14 protein-coding genes are annotated in these 17,357 nt (G+C 68.6%); 8 read left to right on the top strand and 6 right to left on the bottom strand.

The window, feature by feature from the left end; translation table 11 throughout:
* Positions 1 to 1,575, bottom strand: a 1,575-nt coding sequence (gene pepN, locus VNE62_00390) for an aminopeptidase N (GenBank protein ID HVE90748.1), incomplete at its 3' end; no start/stop codon positions are given.
* Between the two features lie 8 nt (positions 1,576 to 1,583).
* The gene (locus VNE62_00385; protein HVE90747.1) at positions 1,584 to 3,017 is read right to left on the bottom strand and encodes a class II fumarate hydratase; all 1,434 of its coding nucleotides are present in this window, start codon (positions 3,015 to 3,017) and stop codon (positions 1,584 to 1,586) included.
* Between the two features lie 95 nt (positions 3,018 to 3,112).
* Between VNE62_00385 and VNE62_00380 the strand changes: the two genes are divergently transcribed.
* Genes VNE62_00380 through VNE62_00355 form a run of 6 tightly spaced genes read left to right on the top strand, consistent with a single transcriptional unit; the run spans position 3,113 to position 9,342 of the window.
* Entirely contained in the window at positions 3,113 to 4,324 is a 1,212-nt protein-coding gene (locus tag VNE62_00380) for a hypothetical protein (protein HVE90746.1), read from the top strand.
* Between the two features lie 29 nt (positions 4,325 to 4,353).
* Positions 4,354 to 5,736, top strand: a complete 1,383-nt coding sequence (lpdA, locus tag VNE62_00375; protein HVE90745.1) for a dihydrolipoyl dehydrogenase — start codon at positions 4,354 to 4,356, stop codon at positions 5,734 to 5,736.
* A gap of 14 nt (positions 5,737 to 5,750) precedes the next feature.
* On the top strand, positions 5,751 to 7,271 hold the full coding sequence (locus VNE62_00370; protein HVE90744.1) for a dihydrolipoamide acetyltransferase family protein: 1,521 nt from the start codon (positions 5,751 to 5,753) through the stop codon (positions 7,269 to 7,271).
* On the top strand, positions 7,271 to 7,939 hold the full coding sequence (gene lipB / locus VNE62_00365) for a lipoyl(octanoyl) transferase LipB (protein HVE90743.1): 669 nt from the start codon (positions 7,271 to 7,273) through the stop codon (positions 7,937 to 7,939). The genes VNE62_00370 and lipB overlap by 1 nt, the downstream gene beginning before the upstream one ends.
* A 25-nt stretch (positions 7,940 to 7,964) precedes the next feature.
* A complete protein-coding gene (gene lipA, locus VNE62_00360) occupies positions 7,965 to 8,972 on the top strand; it encodes a lipoyl synthase (protein HVE90742.1) in 1,008 nt (335 codons plus the stop codon).
* Positions 8,956 to 9,342 carry a VOC family protein gene (locus tag VNE62_00355; protein HVE90741.1) on the top strand — a complete coding sequence of 129 codons (387 nt, stop codon included), beginning with the start codon at positions 8,956 to 8,958 and terminating at the stop codon, positions 9,340 to 9,342. Before lipA ends, VNE62_00355 begins: the two co-directional genes overlap by 17 nt.
* Before the next feature lie 7 nt (positions 9,343 to 9,349).
* On the opposite strand, the gene VNE62_00350 is transcribed toward VNE62_00355, so the two are convergent.
* Complete coding sequence (locus VNE62_00350) at positions 9,350 to 10,630, bottom strand: DinB family protein (GenBank protein HVE90740.1); 1,281 nt, start codon at positions 10,628 to 10,630, stop codon at positions 9,350 to 9,352.
* 147 nt (positions 10,631 to 10,777) lie between these two features.
* Between VNE62_00350 and VNE62_00345 the strand changes: the two genes are divergently transcribed.
* The gene (locus tag VNE62_00345) at positions 10,778 to 12,115 is read left to right on the top strand and encodes a hypothetical protein (protein HVE90739.1); all 1,338 of its coding nucleotides are present in this window, start codon (positions 10,778 to 10,780) and stop codon (positions 12,113 to 12,115) included.
* The gene (locus VNE62_00340; protein HVE90738.1) at positions 12,112 to 13,452 is read left to right on the top strand and encodes a hypothetical protein; all 1,341 of its coding nucleotides are present in this window, start codon (positions 12,112 to 12,114) and stop codon (positions 13,450 to 13,452) included. The genes VNE62_00345 and VNE62_00340 overlap by 4 nt, the downstream gene beginning before the upstream one ends.
* Here VNE62_00340 and VNE62_00335 read toward each other — a convergent pair.
* From VNE62_00335 to acs, 3 genes are read right to left on the bottom strand one after another with little or no spacing between them, the layout of a single operon-like run.
* Positions 13,449 to 14,522, bottom strand: coding sequence for an ABC transporter permease (locus tag VNE62_00335; protein ID HVE90737.1), 1,074 nt, complete (start codon positions 14,520 to 14,522; stop codon positions 13,449 to 13,451). The two genes, VNE62_00340 and VNE62_00335, sit on opposite strands and share 4 nt — an antisense overlap.
* A complete protein-coding gene (locus tag VNE62_00330) occupies positions 14,519 to 15,367 on the bottom strand; it encodes an ABC transporter ATP-binding protein (protein HVE90736.1) in 849 nt (282 codons plus the stop codon). Before VNE62_00330 ends, VNE62_00335 begins: the two co-directional genes overlap by 4 nt.
* Positions 15,367 to 17,334, bottom strand: a complete 1,968-nt coding sequence (acs, locus tag VNE62_00325) for an acetate--CoA ligase (protein ID HVE90735.1) — start codon at positions 17,332 to 17,334, stop codon at positions 15,367 to 15,369. Before acs ends, VNE62_00330 begins: the two co-directional genes overlap by 1 nt.
* Positions 17,335 to 17,357: the final 23 nt, after the last annotated feature.

Here is a 17,357-nt window from a genome sequence, read left to right as displayed (position 1 = left end):
GGGAAGCAGAAGGTCCGGGACCTTCTCTCCGTCCAGCTCCGGGACAGCGGTCCGGTCGCCGTCCACGTCCAGCTCCACCCGCCTGCGCAGCACGAGCCCGTCGTCGGACGCGTCGTACAGGCCGATGGCCATCCGGTGCGGCCTCAGGTGCGGGTGCGACTCCGGAGCCTCCTGAAGCACCTGAACCGACCGCAGGACGGACCCCTCCGTCTCGATGGACAGCCGCAGAGTGTTGACGCCGGCGGTCTCGAGCCACTCGGCCGACCAGGCCTGCAGATCGCGTCCGGACTTGGCCGCAATGGGGGCCAGGAAGTCGGACAGGTCGGTGTTGCCCCATTCGTGGCGGCGGAAGTACTCCTTGAGCCCGTCCAGGAACGCGCCCTCGCCCGCCCACGCCACGAGCTGCTTCAGCACCGACGCGCCCTTGTTGTAGGTGATCGCGTCGAAGTTCAGGTGGGTGGCGTGGATGTCGGGGATGTCGGCGACGATCGGATGCGTGGAGGGCAGCTGGTCCTGGCGGTAGGCGCCCGTCTTGGTCCCCGAGGCGAAGGTGGCCCAGACGTTGGTGAACCTCGTCGCGCGGCTCATGCACAGGTTGCCCATGAACGTGGCGAAGCTCTCGTTGAGCCACAGGTCGTCCCACCAGCGCATCGTCACCAGGTCGCCGAACCACATGTGCGCCATCTCGTGCAGGATCGTGCTCGCCCTTGACTCCCGGGCGGCGTCCGTGACCCGCGACCGGAAGACGTAGGCCTCCACGAAAGTGACGCATCCGGCGTTCTCCATCGCCCCGAACTTGAACTCGGGGACGAACAGCTGGTCGTACTTGCCGAAGGGGTAGGGATAGTCGAACGCCTTCTCAAACCAGTCGAAGCCCTGCTTGGTGACCTCGAAGATCTCCTCGGGGTCCAGGTACTGGGCCAGCGATTTACGGCAGAACAAGCCGAGATCGATGTTGCGGTGGCGGTCCCGGACCACGTGGAAGGGTCCGGCGACGATCGCCGTGATGTAGGTCGACATAACGGGAGTGGGGGGAAACGCCCACCGGCCGCCTCCCGAGCCGGGAGCCGACGTGGGAGCCATGTTCGACACGACCTCCCAGCCTTCGGGCGCAGTGACCGTGAAGGCGAAGGTTCCCTTGATGTCAGGCTGGTCGAAGCACGCGTACACGGCGTGGGCGTCGAAGGGCTCGAACTGGGTGTGCAGGTACACCTCTTTGTCCACCGGGTCGCGGAAGTGGTGCAGCCCCGTGCCGGTGTGGCGGTAGGAGCAGGTGGCCGTGACCCTCAGCGTGTTGGACGCCTGCAGGTCGTCAAGCCTGATGCGGTGGCCCTCGAAAGCCTCGAGCGGGACCTGCTGCCCGTTGAGCTCGATCGACTCGACCGAGGGAGCGGTGAGATCGATGAACGTGGACGCCCCGGGTTCCGAGCAGTCGAAACGGACTGTGGTGGTGGACTCGAAGACCTCGTCTCCGCCGGTGACGTCCAGGGCGATGTCGTACACGCAGCCGGAGATGATCGCGGCCCTGGCCACGGCCTCTTCGCGGGTGAGGTTGTCCTGAACGGTCGTAAGCACCTGTCCTCCTACCTGTCCGGGATGCCCCCTCGGGTCATCCTCGAGATGTCCAGCACGCGGTCGAGTTCCTCCGGCGGCAGCACCCGCTCGTCCAAGGCGACCTCGCGGATCGTGCGGCCGGTGGCGCGGGCGGTCTTCAGTATCGCCGCTGCGCGGTCGTAGCCGATTACGGCGTTCAGTGAGGTGACGAGGATGTCCGTGGACTCGACGGTCGAACGGCACCGCGCGGCGTCGGCCTCGATCCCGTCCACGCACTTGTCCGCAAGCAGCCGGGACGACGACGACAGCAGGCTCGCCTGCTGGAGGAGGTTGTGGCCGATCACGGGCAGCATGACGATGAGTTCGAAGTTGCCCATCGACCCGGCGAACGTGATCGCGGCGTCGTTTCCGACGACCTGCGCCGCGACCTGGACGACTACTTCGCAGATGACCGGGTTCACCTTTCCCGGCATGATCGACGAGCCGGGCTGCAGGTCCGGGAGCCGGATCTCGGACAGCCCCGCCTTCGGACCGGAATTCATCCAGCGCAGGTCGTTGGCGATCTTGGTCAGCGAAACGGCGACCGTCTTCAGCGCGCCGGACATCTCCACGCAAGCGTCCTGGGCCCCCTGGGCCTCGAAATGGTTGGTCGCCTCCCGCAGGTCCAGCCCCGTCCGTTCCGCGAGCAGCGAGATCACGCGTTTGGCGAAGTCGGGGTCGGTGTTGATGCCGGTGCCGACCGCGGTTCCGCCCAGAGCAAGCTCGCCCAGCCTCGGTATCGCCGTCCTCACCCTGTCGATGCCCAGCTCGATGGCCCTGGCGTAGCCGGAGAACTCCTGTCCGAGCGTGACCGGGGTCGCGTCCATGAGGTGGGTCCGGCCCGTCTTGACGACGTCGTCGAACGCGGCCGCCTTGGCCTCCAGCGACGCCTGCAGGCGCCCGAGCGAGGGCAGCAGCTCGCGGTCGATCACATCCAGCGCAGAAATGTGGATGCAGGTGGGGATCACGTCGTTGGACGACTGCCCGAAGTTCACGTGGTCGTTGGGGTGCACGGGCGTCTTGGTCCCCAGCGGCGACCCCGCCTGCCGGTTGGCGATGTTGGCGATGACCTCGTTGGCGTTGGTGTTGGTGGAGGTGCCGGAGCCGGTCTGGAAGACGTCCAGAGGGAAGTGGACGTCGCACCCGCCGTCCGCCACCTGTCCGGCCGCCGCGGAGATCAGCCGTGAGATTTCGGCGTCCAGGTGGCCGAGGCCGGCGTTGACTTCAGCCGAAGCCTGCTTCACCAGCCCCAGCGCGCGGATGAACGGCCGCGAAAAACGGATCCCGGAGACGGGGAAGTTGTCCACCGCGCGTTGTGTGGAGGCTCCCCACAGCGCCCATGCCGGGACCTGTACCTCGCCCATCGTGTCCCGCTCCACGCGCACCTCCGCGTCCGTGGCGCCGTTCGTTCGTACTTCCGTCACCGGACAACCTCCGTGAGAGAACCGAGTCGGGGGCCGAAGGGTAAGAATGGCACGTCATGCGGGCCGCGAGCACACGAGGTGGATGGAAGGCCGCGGTGGCCTGGGCCACGGCGGCGGCCACCCTGGCCACCTACGCTGCGACGGTCGTCGTCATGGTGTCGGTCGGCTCGCGCCAGACCACATCGGAGTGGGGGACGGGCAGGGCCGAGTTCGTATGGCTCCTGGCCTTCGTGGCCTTTCCGGTGGTCGGGCTGCTCGTCGCCACCCGGAAGCCGTCGAACGCCATCGGGTGGATCTGTCTGCTCATCGGCCTGTCGATCGGCGTCAACCTCGCGGCCACGGCGTGGGCGGTGTACGGCTTCGACGTGAAGCGAGGAGCCTTGCCCGGCGCCGTCACGGCGGCGTGGCTCTCGAACTGGCTTTGGGCCTTGTGGACGGGGCTGATCGGGTCCTATCTCGTCCTGCTGTTCCCCGATGGCAGGCTTCCGTCGCACCGCTGGCGCTGGTTCGGGTGGGTTCCCGCGTTCTCCATCCTGACTATGTCCCTAACGGAGGCGCTCACGCCCGGCACCCTGGCCGACGTGGCGATCGAGAACCCATACGCGATCGACGCGATCCGGCCGCTGATGCCCGTACTGGGCGTTCTTGCGCTGCTCATGCCGGTCACGTTCATCGCTTCGATGGCTTCCCTGGTCGTCCGCTACCGCCGTGCGCCTTCGGAGCAGCGCCAGCAGCTCAAGTGGGTGGCGACGGCGGCGGTTTTCGTCGCGGTGCTGTTCGGTTTCGCCGGAACGGGCGCGATGCTCATGGGGGAGGGGCCCACTCCGGTGTTCATGCAGGTCGCCCAGGACCTCGTCACGATCTCGTTTGCAGGGATCCCGGTGGCGGTGGGCTTCGCGATCCTGCGCTACCGGCTGTACGACATCGACCGGGTGATCAACCGCGCGGTCGTCTACACGATCCTGACCCTCTCGATGGCGGGGTTCTATGCCGGGGCCGTGATCCTGCTTCAGCGTCTGACGGCTCCGTTCACCGGCAGGTCTGATCTCGCGGTGGCCGGGTCCACCCTGGCGGTGGCGGCGATGTTCCGCCCCGCCCTGTCTCGGATCCGCGCTTTCGTCAACCGGCGCTTCTACCGCCGGACCTACGACGCCACCCGGACGATCGAGGCTTTCGGCTCCCGGCTGCGCGACCAGATCGACCTGGACACCCTCACCCGGGAGCTGGTCCGGGCGACGAGCGAGACGGTCCAGCCTGCGCACGTGTCCCTGTGGCTGAAGCAGGCCCCCCCGGCGGCCATAGACTGATCTCTCGCCGACCAAGGAGAGCTGAGCCGATGAGCAACGGGTCTTACGACGTCGTCGTCCTCGGTGGGGGTCCCGGTGGCTACGCCGCGGCTCTGCGCGCGGCCCTGCTGGGCCAGAAGGTGGCGATCGTGGAGCGGGACAAGGTCGGCGGGACCTGCCTGCACCGGGGATGCATCCCCACCAAGGGTCTCCTGCATGCGGCCGAGGTGCTGGACACGATCCGCGACGCCAAGACCTACGGGATCACGGTCAACGAGCCCGAGTTCGACTGGGCGGCGGTTCAGAAGTCCAAGTCCGAGCCCATCAAAAAGCTCCACTCCGGACTGTCGTCGCTGATCAAGGCGCGCAAGATCGACCTCGTCAACGCGGACGGCAAGCTCGGCCCCCGGGGGACGATCAAGGCCGGCGACAAGGACGTCACGGGCCGACAAGTGATCCTGGCCGTCGGCTCCTACGCCAGGTACTTCCCGGGCATGGAGCCGGATGGCGAGCGTGTCATCACCTCCGACCACGCCCTGACTCGCGAGACGCTGCCCCGCAGCATCGCGATCATCGGCGCCGGCGCGGTCGGCGTGGAGTTCGCGTCCGTCTACCGCTCCTTCGGTGTGGACGTCACCGTCATCGAGGCGCTGCCCCGCATCGTCCCGCTTGAGGATGCGGACGTGTCCAAGGAGCTGACGGCGTCGTTCGGCAAGCGCGGGATCGCCGTCCATGCTGGAGCCAAGGTCCAGGACATCGACCGCTCCAAGGACCTGCTGAAGGTCACCTTCAGCAAGGGGGACAAGACCGCCAGCGTGGACGTGGAGCAGGTCCTGGTCGCCGTAGGCCGGGGACCGTCCACCGACGGCCTGGACCTCGATTCATGGGGGATCAAGTCCGAGCGCGGCTACATCCTCACCGACGACACCTACCTCGCCGGTGACGGGGTGTGGGCGGTCGGCGACGCCGTGGCCATGTCGCCGCAATTCGCCCACGTCGCCTTTGCGCAGGGGTTCTCCGTCGCCGAGCGAATCGCCGGCGGCACCCCCGTGATGCTCGACTACGACCGGGACGTCCCCCACGCCACCTACTGCAACCCCGAGATCGCCTCCGTCGGCCTCACGGAGGAGGCGGCGCGGGAGCGGGGGATGGACGTGGAGGTGCACAAGCACGGTTTCACCGGCATCGCGAAGGCGCAGATCCTTCACCAGCCGCGAGGGTTCGCCAAGATCGTGGCCGAGAAGGGCGGGCGCATCGTGGGCCTGCACATCATCGGCCCGCGCGTCACCGAGCTTTTGTCCGAGATCCTGCTCGCCGTCGGGTGGGAGGCCTACCCGTCGGAGCTGGCCGGGCTGGTCCACCCGCACCCGACTCTTTCGGAGGTGGTCGGCGAAGCCGCGCTGGCCGCCATTGGACGTCCGCTGCACGGCTAAGGGGGTTTTGGCAAATGGCGACTGCGGTCCGTATGCCCCAGATGGGAGAGTCCGTCGTCGAGGGCACGATCCTGAAGTGGCTCAAGTCCGAAGGCGACAAGGTTGACGCAGACGACGCGCTGGTCGAGGTGTCCACCGACAAGGTGGACACAGAAATTCCGTCGCCCGTGGCCGGCGTCCTTACCAAGATCCTCGTCGAGGAGGGGGCCTCCGTGGAGGTGGGAACCACCATCTGCGAGGTGGACGAAGGCGGTGAGGCCGCCGGTGGTGCCGAGGCCGGTACCACCACCAGCGAGGAGGCGGGCTCGGAGTCCAGCGAAGGCGGCTCTGAGGCCGCGCAGGCCTCGCCGGGCGGAACGGATCGCGAGGTGGCCGCCAGTGGCGACGGGCAGAAGGCCGCTGCGCCGTCCGGGGTCCCCGCCGCACAGTCCACGGGAGCGGGATCCGACCCCGTCGAGCAGTCGGAGTCCACGGACACCGACCCCAGCGGCGAGCCCCACCCGGAGTCGCCCGGGTCGAACCCGCCCCGGGCCCCGGCTGTCAGCTCGCCTTCGCGCGGCGGTCCCCCCACCAGGAGCGGCGAGGGCCGTCCGGGCGGGCAGCTGTCACCGCTCGTCCGGCGACTGGCGCGCGAGCACGACGTGGACCTGTCCCAGGTCCGGGGGTCCGGACCCGGAGGCCGCATCACCAAGCAGGACGTCATCGACCACGCGGACGGACGCGGCTCGGCCCCCGCGGCGCCGCCGGCTGCGCCCCAGGCGCCCGCGGCCCAACCGGGACGCCCCGGACAGCAGTCGCCGCCCGCGGTCCGGCAGGCCGCCGGCGAGCGCGACGAGGTGCAGCCGCTCACGCACATCCGCAAGCGGATCGCCGAGCACATGGTCAAGTCGCTGCAGACATCGGCGCGCGCCTGGAACGCCGTCGAGGTGGACATGGAGAACATCGCCCGGCTGCGTGCCCAGGTGAACCCGGAGTTCAAAAAGCGCGAGGGGATGTCCCTGACGTACCTGCCGTTTATCGTCCGGGCCTGCGTGGACGCGCTGGCACACGTCCCGATGGTCAACGCGAGCGTCAGCGCCGACCTTACCGAGGCGACGCTGCACCACTACGTGAACGTCGGCGTCGCGGTGGCCACCGACTACGGGCTGATCGTCCCTGTGGTCAAGGGGGCCGAGACGATGACGGTGGTCGGGATCTCCAGGGCTATCGCCGACATCGCGAACAAGGCGCGCAACAAGTCCCTGGCCCCCGACGACGTGGGGGGATCCACGTTCACGATCACCAACCCCGGGCCGTTCGGGTCCTACCTGTCGGTGCCCGTGATCAACCAGCCCAACGTGGCGATCCTGTCCACGGAGGCCGTGGAGCAGCGCGTGGCCGTGGTGGACGGGATGATCGCGATTCGCCACCGGACGTTTTTGTCGATGTCCTGGGACCACCGCCTGCTGGACGGCTCCGACGCGATGAGGTTCCTGGCCCGTCTGAAGGAGAACCTCGAGACGTGGGACTTCGCGCGCGAGGTGGTGCAGCCGTAGTGCGCAGCCTCGACGCCGTCTGGCTCGGGACCGTCCCCTACGCAGACGCCCTCGGCCTCCAATCGCGCCTCCACGAATCGCGCCAGCGAGACGAGGCTGCGGACACGCTGCTGCAGCTGGAGCACTCCAGCGTGTTCACGATCGGACGCCGGGGCACGCGAGGCGACGTCCTGTGGGACGAGGCGACGCTCGCGGAGCGGGGAGTGGAGGTCCACGAGGCGGACCGCGGCGGCATGGTCACCTACCACGGCCCCGGACAGCTGGTCGGCTACCCGATCGTCCACCTCGGCCCGACGCCCGACCTGGAGCGCTACGTCCGTGACCTGGAGGCGGTGCTGATCGATGCCCTGGCCGGGTTCGGTGTCACCGGCGAGCGGGTGCAGGGCAGGTCGGGGGTCTGGATCGGCACCCGGAAGATCGGCGCGATCGGCGTGAAGGTCAGCCGCGGCGTCACAAAGCACGGCTACGCGCTCAACGTGTCCACCGACCTCTCTTACTTCGGCGGGATCGTCCCCTGCGGGATCACCGACCGCGGGGTGACGTCGATTCAGGAGCTGACGGGGGCCGCACCGGATGCGAACGCGGTCGGAGACGCGGTGGCCGCTTCGTTCGCAGACGTCTTCGTGTACCAGCTCCGTCCACGCTCGGCTCTGGAGGTATCCGCTTGACCAGGCCCGCTCTCCAGGTGCGCGCTTGAGACGGCCGCTCGACGTTTCCTCGGCCGGTGCTCCCGCCACCGATGCGCCCCGCGGCGGCATGGGGTGCGCGTCCGGCGCCGGCAGGATGTCCGGCACCCGGGCCCGCCTGCGCGAGGGACGTGCCCTCGGCCCCCAGCCCAAGCCGGAGTGGCTGAAGGTCAAGGTCCGCACCGGGCCCAACTACCTGGATCTCAAGCGCCTTATGCGCGAGCACGGCCTGCACACCGTCTGCGAGGAGTCCGGACCCTGCCCCAACATCTACGAGTGCTGGGAGCAGCGGACGGCGACCTTCCTGATCCTTGGCAACGTCTGCACCCGGCGATGCACGTTCTGCGACATCATCACCGGCCGCCCCCCCGAGCTCGACGAGCAGGAGCCCGAGCGTGTTGCCAAGGCGGTTGCCGCCGTGGGGCTGAAGTACGCGGTCGTGACCGGCGTCGCCCGCGATGACATCCGTCTAGACGGAGGGGCGTCCATCTGGGCCGAGACGATCCGGGCCATCCGGCGGCACAACCCAGCCTGCGGCGTCGAGGTCCTGACCCCCGACTTCCGCGCCATGCCGCACGCCGTCCGCGCCGTCGTGGAGGCCGAGCCGGACGTGTTCGCGCACAATCTTGAGACGGTCCGACGCCTGCACCGGACGGTCCGCAAGGGGTTTGACTACGACAGGTCGCTCGAGGTCCTGCGCCTGGCCAAGATCTTCCGCCCCCAGCAGGTCACCAAGGCCGGAATGATCCTCGGGATGGGCGAGACCATCGGCGAGGTCCGGGACTCGCTGGTGGAGCTGCGCGACGCGCAGGTGGACCTGGTGACGATGGGGCAGTACCTGTCCCCCTCGCGGGCGCACCCCCAGGTGGACCGCTACGTGGACCCGGACGAGTTCGCCGAGCTGGGGGAGTTCGCCCGGGGGCTGGGGTTCGCTCACGTCGAGTCCGGACCGCTGGTTCGGTCGTCCTACCACGCCCGCGAGCAGGAACAGGCCGGACGTGCCTGCGGCGCCTGACGGCCCGCGGGTGACGGAGGTGGCCAGGTTCTCCTCGGACGTCGTCGCCGCGGCCGGGTTCTACGAGCGCCTGCTGCAGGTCTCCCCGGTCAGCGCCGGGCCCGGGCACACGGAGTTCCAGGTCGGGGACGTGAAGCTGCTTGTCCACGAAGCCTACGAACCGGACCCCTCCGACCCACTGGACCCCGGTTCGCGCGACCACGTCGCCTTCGCGGTGGAGGACCTGGAGGCTGCATGCGCGCGCATGCGGGAGGCGGGAGTGGAGGTCGTGGGACCCCAGGACTACGACTGGGGTCGCAGCGCCTACCTCACCGACCCCGACGGCCGCATGGTCGAACTCCACGAGGCGCCGGGCCCCCCGGAGGCCTGAAGCGCGTTCAAGTCGGCTTGTACCAGGAGGCGATCGCGGCGACGGTTGGGTCCGACCCCTTCCCGCGCTTCGACACGGCCAAGAGCAGCTCGACGGGATCGACCTCGGGGGCCGAGCCGTCCGCGGGCTTCGTCGTCACCCGGTACAGGCCCCCACCGACCTCGATGCAGATCGCGCGGTCCGGGCCCGGGAACGAGAACTCCGCTTCCTGAGCCTTGCCCGAGTGGACCTCCGGACGGACCCAAGGCTCAAGCGCGGGCAGCAGCGCCCGCAGGTCCAGGGCCGCGTCGGCCGGGTCGATCGTCCAGGGGCGTCCGGTCGCGCGAGCGATGTCCAAGCCGTGGAGCAGAAAGTCGCACAGCTCGTAGGACAGCGCCGTCCGGACGTCGGTGACCAGGCCGGCGTGCAGCTCGAAGGCCTCGTCCCCGGTCGCCTTTGACAGCAGGCCCAGCTGCGTCTCCAGCCGCGCCTCGAGCCGGTCGGCGATCTCTGCCGGGTCGCTCATGGCGAGCTCGTCGATCTGCTGACGATTCAGTTGCCCGAGAGCCTCGACGGAGGCAGCGCGGCGCCGGTCGCCTGTGCCGCGCATGACGATGCCGATGAGGTGCGAAGCCGTTTGCGACACGCTCCAGTCCATCGCCGGTACCGGCAGTTGTCCCTCCTCGGGGGTGAGCGACCGCACCAGCCCGACGAACTGACCCGACGCCCGCCGGACCGCAGCCACCATCTCGTCCAGGGAGAACCCCTCCGACCGAACGACCTCCCGGGACGTCGCCTGGGCGACCCGCGAGATGATGGACCCGATCTCGCCGCGGTGCTCGGCTTCGTGCTGGGCCAGGTGGTGCAATACCCACGCCGGTGACACGTCGTAGTTCGGGCACGCCCGCGGTCGGTGGAAGTCGTCCTGCGTCATCCCGCGCAGGCGCGTCCGCAGCGTCCCGCGGACCAGGTCCAGACGCGACAGGAGCTGATCGATGGACTCGCCGCGGACCGCAGTCAGGACTCCCTGGTGATCGCGGTCGTCTGCCGGGAGCACGCGTTGCAGCTCCGGCGGGATGGCCTGCTCGAGGATGTCCACGAACAGCCAGTCCGCCTCGATCAAGGCGACGTGGTACAGAACGGTCCCGATGGTGTTGCCCCCTGATTCCGCGTCGAGGCAGCCCTCAGGCAGGTCCTCCAGGACGCGCAGGGTTCTTTCGCGACCCTCGTCAAGCCTCCAGAGGGCCGCTCCCACCTCCGGCTCGTAGCCTTCCAGCGGTGCGGCAACGAGCTTCTCCCTGCGCTTCATTTACACCCCCGCGGTGACTAGGGATCTGTTCCTCGCCTGGACTGTCGGGCATCGGAGCTCGGTTGTGCCAATCCCCGGGGGCGGTCCGGTCGGGCGAGCCGGCTCTTCGAGGAAGGAACTGGAGGCTTCGGGGAGAACCCATACACGATGACCCGAAGCCGGTGGGATGACGCGCGCCTGGGGGGCGTTGCGGCAGCGCTTGCCGTGCTCATGCTTGCCGGCAACGTTCCCGCCTACGCCGGGGAGCCCGAGAAGACTCCGAACGTCACCCGCACCGCGCACAAGCCCTACTGGGGCGGCGGTGAGATCGCCTTCGACGGCGACTTCGTCTACGCCGGACAGACCAACGGCCGTACGCACCGGGGGGAAGTGCCCGACCAGGGCGGCGTCTTCATCTTTGACACGTCCGGGGGCGACTTCCGGCTCGCGGGACAGCTTTACTGTCCCGGAACCGACAACGACGTGGCGCTGGTCCGCCCCGGCCTCCTGGCGATCTCCCACCACGCGACGCGGTGCAACCCGGCGACCGCCCACGACGGGATCTACCTCGTGGACGTCTCCGACCCGGCAAACCCCCGGGTCGTTGGGGGCACGGAGACCTACAGCGCCCACACCCTGACCGCGCATCCGTCCGGGGACTACGTCTACGTCTCGCCCGGCGGCCTGGCCACCGACGCGGGATACCAGTCCATCGTTGACGTCCGGGACCCGGCGAACCCGAGACAGGTGGCGCGGTTCAAGCCCAACCAGGCCGGCTGCCACGACATGTCTTTCCTCACGACCGGTGACCGGCAGCTTGCGTTCTGCGCGGGAGCCGGCGAGATCCAGACCTGGGACGTGAGCAACCCGATCGCGCCCGTGACGATCGGGCACACGGTCAACCCCGCAATCCAGTTCCCCCACAATGCGGTCGTCAGCCCGTCCGGCGACAAGCTCGTCGTGGACGACGAGGCCTTCGGGGTCCACGAGTGCAAGACGGGCACGAGCCTGTTTGGCTCCCTGTGGATCTACGACATCAGGATCCCCGAGGCTCCGGTCCTCGCTGGAAGGATCGCCCCATCCACGAGCCGGTCGGACCTGCCCTGGTACGGCGGCTGGACCGAGTCCTGGTGCTCGGCCCACAACTACAACTTCGTCCCGGGTACGAACCTGGTCGTTACAGGCTGGTTCACCGGCGGCACCACCGTCCACGACATCACCGACCCGCTGCTGCCGGTGCTCGTGGCCTCCTACAAGCCGGACGACGGCATTGCCTACACCGCCCACTGGAACAAGGACAGGGTCTACGTCAACGACATGCTTCGCGGCATGGAGGTCCTGTCGATCGACGGGGTGTCGGAGGGGACGCTGCCGGCGGCCAAGCTGACCGGCCCCCGCGTGGATATGACGTCCCGGCTGATGCCGCCCGTCCTGCCGGACCGCCCGGTCCGGACGAAGGAGCGGAAGATGGAGAACACGCTGTTCTGCGTGATCACGCCTCTGTGAGGCGCACGCGGACGGCGGCAGCCAGGGCCGCAGCGGCTCTGGTCGCGGTGCTAGCTGCGGCCGGTCAGATGTCGGCCGGTGCCGCCGAGCCGGTCAAGACCCCCAACGTGACCCGCACGGCGTCGTACCCGTACGTGGGTGGCTCCGAGATCACCTTCGATGGCGACTATGTCTATGCCGGGTACATCAACGGCCGGATCTACAGGGACGAACGAGGGTACGACAACCAGGGCGGCGTTCTGATCTTCGACGTCTCCGACGGGGAGTTCACGAAGGTCGGGGAGCTGTCGTGCCCCGGCAACGACAACGACGTCATGGTGGTCAGGCCGGGCCTGCTGGCCATCTCGCACCACCGCAGCCGCTGCAACTTCGCGGCCAGGGGCGGCAACGGGATCTACCTGGCTGACGTCAGCAACCCGCGGCAGCCCCGGGTCATCTCCCAGCTCGCGATCCCCAGCGCCCACACCCTGACCGTGCACCCAACGGGGGACTTCATCTACGTCTCCCCGGGCGGGCTCGCCAACGACAACGGGTGGCAGACGGTGGTGGACGTCTCGGATCCGTCGCGGCCGTTCGTTGCGTCGAGATTCCTGCCGAGCGTCACAGGCTGCCACGACATGTCGTTCCACCTCACGCAGCAGCGCCAGCTGGCGTTCTGTGCGGGCGCCGGCGAGATCCAGACCTGGGACGTCAGCAACCCGGTGAACCCAGTCACGATCGGGCGGATCATGAACCCGGCCATCCAGTTCCCCCACAACGCGGTCGTCAGCCCATCGGGAGACAAACTGGTCGTCAACGATGAGGCCTTCGGCATCCACGACTGCACGACCGGCACCAGCTTGTATGGGTCCCTGTGGATCTACGACATCCGGGTGCCGGAGGCTCCGGTCCTGGCGGGCCGGATCGCCCCGCCGGCCACCCGCTCGGGAGTCGGCAACTACGTGGAGTACGTCGGCACTTGGTGCACGGCGCACAACTACAACTTCGTGCCGGGAACGAACCTGGTCGTCTCCTCCTGGTTCACCGGAGGCACCACGGTTCACGACATCACGAACCCGCTGCTCCCCGAGCTGGTTGCTTCCTACATGCCGGACGACGGCCTGGCCTACACGGCCCACTGGTACCGGGACCGCATCTACGTCAACGACAAGTTCCTCGGCATGGAAGTCCTGTCGGTGACCGGAGTCTCGGAGGGCACCCTCCCGGCCGCGAAGCTGACCGGCCCCCGCGTGGACATGACGTCCAGGCTTATGCCGCCCGTCCTGCCGGATCGCCCGGTCCGGACCAGGGAGCGGAAAATGGAGAACACGCTGTTCTGCGTGATCACCCCGCTCTAAGTCTCGCGGGTCCGAAGGCGCAGGCCCAGCACCACGTACGCACCGACCGCCCAAACCGCCAGCACGGCCAGCGAGAGTGCCTGGCCCCCGAACACCTGCTTGCCGCTGGCGAAGTTGGACGCAAGCCGCATCGCGTGGCTGGTGGGCAGCGCCTGGATGACCGGCCGCACCAGCGCCGGCAGGTCGAACGCCGCCGCGAAGGCCGTCCCCGACAACGGCAGCACGAGGAAGGGGCTCCATGCGTTCAAAGCGGCCTGCGACTTCATCAATCCGCCTACTAGAAGTCCGACGCCCACCATCGAGACCGCCAACAAGGCGCACGTGGCGAAATAGGCGAAAGGTTGTGCCGGTTTCAGCCCCGACACCGCCGCCAGCACCGGCACTCCCACCGCCGTAAGGACGAGACCTACCATCGCCTTGGCCGCGATCACCTCCCGGCGGGCGGCCGCGAGCAGCAGGGCGTCGAGGGTCTTGCGCTCGGACTCCTCCGTGACGCTGGTTGGCACGATGCTCAGGGCGACCATGAGCACGAGCAGGATCGTGAAAGCCACGCGCATGAACGTCTCGACCCCCAGCTCACGGAAGATGCGGTCCGGGCCCGTCTCCTTCGACGGGATGACCTCGGGACGGATGGTTGCCGCCGGCCGCTGCCCCGCCAGGGCGCGGACCGTGGCGTCCAAGGCGGTCACGAGCGCCGACGCCCGGAAACCGGAGTCCTCGCGCGTGACAATCACCAGCTCGGGAGCCTGCCCGGCGGCGAGCTGGGCGTCGAAGCCGGCGCCGGTGGCAAACCCCACGACCGCCTTGTCCCGGCGGACCAGCGACTTCACCTCCGAGGCATCCTCGGCCTTCACGAACTTCAGCTTGATTCCGCGGGTAGCCTGCCTGAGCGTGTCGGGCAGCTTCGTCTCGTCGGCAGCCGCGTAGGCGACCGATGCCACCGGCGTCTGATCGGCCCGGAACAGCAGGGCGGGGATGAGGGTCGCCAGGATCAACGGCAGGATCCGGACGTCGCGCACGACGTCCTTGAGGTCCTTGAGGGCGATGGCCAGCACGCGCCGCGGGTTCACAGCGGCCTGCCCGCCAGAGCCAGGAAAACGTCCTCCAAGGTGCCTTCGTTGGAGTGAAGGGACAGCACCTGTCCCGCGCGCATCCACGTCCCCAGCCGCCGCGCGTCCGCGGAGGCGGCCAAATCCAGGACGTGCTCGGTGCGGTCCTCGAGCAGCACGGTCGCGGTCCGCTCCCCGTATCGCAGCTTGAGGTCCCGGGGCGTGTCGCAGGCGACTATCCGGCCCTGGCTGATGAAGGCCACCCGTCTGCAAAGGGTGTCGGCGTCCTCCAGGTCGTGGGTGGTAAGCAGCACCGTCGTCCCCTCGGCGGCCAGCTGGGACAGCAGGTCGCGCACCTCCCGCGCCGAGACGGGGTCAAGCGCCCTGGTCGGCTCGTCGCAGAACAGGATCTTCGGACGGTTCACCAGCGCGCGCGCCACGAGGAGGCGCTGGCGCATGCCCGTCGAATAGGACTTCACCTTCCGGCCCCCGGACTCCGTCAGCCCGACCAGCTCCAGAAGCTCGTCCACCCGCGATCGCGGCTGCGCGTACAGGTCGGCGAACACGGCCAGGTTCTCCTTGCCGGTCAGCCGCTCGTAGAGGTTCTGGTCCTCGAACACCGCGTTCACCAGCGGGCGAACCAGGGCCCGATCCGTCCATGGGTCGTGTCCCGCCACGCGGGCCCGCCCTTGAGTCGGACGCGCCCGCCCGGTGAGGATCCTGATCGTCGTGGTCTTGCCGGCGCCGTTGTGCCCCAGCAGGCCGAAGATCTCGCCCGCCTCCACCCCGAACGAGACGCCGTCCAGCGCGCGTACGTCCTTGTAGTGCTTGTGAAGTCCGTCGACTTCGATCGCGGGGGCCGCCACTAGTCCTCGTCGGCCCCCGCCCGCGCCGAAGCCTTCTCCCTGATCTCCTCGACGACCGTCTCGTTGGCCAGCGTCGTGACGTCGCCGAGTGGCCGGCCTTCGGCTACGTCGCGCAGCAGCCGCCGCATGATCTTTCCCGACCTGGTCTTCGGCAGGTCGTCGGTCAGCACGATCATCGCCGGACGCGCGATCTTGCCGATCTTGTCCGACACGTGCTCCCGCAGGGCGGCCAGGATCCCTTCGTCGCCCGGAGCATCGGACTTCAGCGTCACGAAGGCAACGATGTGCTCGGCCCGGTCGTCTCCCACGCGTCCTACCACGGCGGCCTCAGCGACTGAGGGGTGGTCCACCAGGGCGCTCTCCACCTCGTAGGTCGAGATGCGGTGTCCGGCGACGTTCATCACGTCGTCCACGCGTCCCAGGAGCCAGAAGTAGCCCTCTGTATCGCGCTTGGCTCCGTCACCGGCGAAGTACATCCCCTTGAACTTCGACCAATAGGTGTCCACATAGCGCTGGTCATCGCCGTAGATGGTTCGCAGCATCGACGGCCATGGACGCTTCAGGACCAGGTACCCGGCGCCGCCGAGCCGCACCGACCGTCCCTCGCCGTCGACGACGTCGGCCTCGATCCCGGGGAACGGGTGGGTGGCCGACCCCGGCTTGAGCTTCGTCAGCCCCGGCAGGGGAGTGATCATGATCGCCCCCGTCTCGGTCTGCCACCAGGTGTCCACGACGGGGCACCGGCCCCCGCCGATGTGTTTGTGGTACCAGACCCAGGCTTCGGGGTTGATCGGCTCACCGACCGAACCCAGCAGCCGCAGCGAGGACAGGTCGTGCGCCTCGGGGTACTTCGTGCCCCACTTCATGAAGGCCCGGATCGCGGTGGGGGCCGTGTACAGGATCGTGGCCTTGTACCGGTCGGCGATCGCCCACAGCCGGTCGCGCTCCGGCCAGTCCGGCGCGCCCTCGTACAGGATTGAGGTCGCGCCGTTGCACAGGGGGCCGTAGACGATGTAGCTGTGCCCGGTGACCCAGCCGATGTCGGCTGCGCACCAGTAGACGTCCTCATTCGGCTTTAGGTCGAACACCCACCGGTGCGTCGTCGCCACTCCCACGAGGTAGCCGCCGGTGGTGTGCAGGATCCCCTTTGGCTTCGCGGTGGTGCCGGAGGTGTAAAGGATGTACAGCGGGTGCTCGGAATCCACGTGCTCGGGGGGGCACGCCGGTTCCTGCCTAGGGACTATGTCGTGGTACCAGACGTCACGTCCTTCGGTGAACTCGACGTCGTTCTCCGTGCGCTTCAGCACCAGGACCTTTTGGATACTCGGGGTGTCCTTCAGCGCCTCGTCGGCGTTGCGCTTCAGGGGGACCGTCTCGCCCCGCCGCCACGCCCCGTCGGCCGTGACCAGCACCGACGCCTTCGCGTCGTTGATCCTTCCTGACAGCGCCTCGGCGGAGAAGCCCCCGAACACCACCGTGTGGGGCGCGCCGATCCGCGTGCAGGCCAGCATCACCGCCGGCAGCTCCGGGACCATCCCCATGTAGATCGCGACCCGGTCGCCCTTGCCGACCCCCAACTCTTTCAGGGCGTTGGCGACGCGGCAGGTCTCCTCGTACAGGTCGCGGTAGGTGATCGTCCTGGTGTCACCGGGCTCGCCCTCCCAGAAGTAGGCGACCTTGTTGCCGAACCCGGCGTCCAGGTGCCGATCCAGGCAGTTGTAGGACACGTTGAGCTGGGCTCCCACGAACCACTTGGCGAAGGGCGGCTTCCAGTCCAGGGCCTTGTCCCACGGCTCAAACCACGTGACGACCTCGGTCGCCTGCTCCGCCCAGAACTCCTCGAAGCCGGCCTCGGCCGCCTCATACACGGCCGGCGAGCGCACCACCGCTGCGTCGCGGAAGGCAGCCGGCGGCTCGAAGGTCCGCTGCTCGGTGAGCAGCGCGTCGATCTGCGTCTCGTCGGCCATGTCCTCCCCTTCAGGTCAGAGGG

Source organism: Actinomycetota bacterium (genome assembly GCA_035536535.1).
GTDB lineage: Bacteria > Actinomycetota > JAICYB01 > JAICYB01 > JAICYB01 > DATLNZ01.
This window is presented reverse-complemented; position numbering and strand designations above follow the sequence as displayed.

What these genes read in the sequence shown, in the direction of transcription:
- VNE62_00345 (HVE90739.1), top strand. Translation starts at nt 10,778, where the DNA reads ATGACCCGAAGCCGGTGGGATGACGCGCGCCTGGGGGGCGTTGCGGCA.
- VNE62_00370 (HVE90744.1), top strand. Translation starts at nt 5,751, where the DNA reads ATGGCGACTGCGGTCCGTATGCCCCAGATGGGAGAGTCCGTCGTCGAG.
- acs (HVE90735.1), bottom strand. Translation starts at nt 17,334, where the DNA reads ATGGCCGACGAGACGCAGATCGACGCGCTGCTCACCGAGCAGCGGACC.
- VNE62_00350 (HVE90740.1), bottom strand. Translation starts at nt 10,630, where the DNA reads ATGAAGCGCAGGGAGAAGCTCGTTGCCGCACCGCTGGAAGGCTACGAG.
- lpdA (HVE90745.1), top strand. Translation starts at nt 4,354, where the DNA reads ATGAGCAACGGGTCTTACGACGTCGTCGTCCTCGGTGGGGGTCCCGGT.